1 protein-coding gene is annotated in these 230 nt (G+C 45.7%); it reads left to right on the plus strand.

Annotated elements, in window-relative coordinates:
- Positions 1-28: 28 nt before the first annotated feature.
- A partial coding sequence (locus tag SB754_RS23330) for a tyrosine-type recombinase/integrase (protein WP_410784610.1) occupies positions 29-230 on the plus strand: 202 nt, incomplete at its 3' end.

The following is a 230-nucleotide window of genomic DNA, read 5'->3' on the forward strand; positions in this document are numbered from 1 at the left end:
GGAGCGTTTTAATAAAGCAGCATTCAATTTGACGGGTACTAGCTACGGGTTTCACTCACTTCGTCATATGTATGCTTACTACTTGGTAAATCACTGCCCAAACCCGAGAGATCCAAATCGGTTTGGACTTGACTTGAAAATGGTACAGCTTTTGATGGGCCATAAGTCGATCAAGTCCACAGAGCGTTACGCCCGGAAGGATGCAAAGATGCTTGAGGCGACTTTTGCTG

Source organism: Leifsonia sp. SIMBA_070, from assembly GCF_046534635.1.
In the GTDB taxonomy this organism is placed as follows: Bacteria; Actinomycetota; Actinomycetes; order Actinomycetales; family Microbacteriaceae; genus Leifsonia.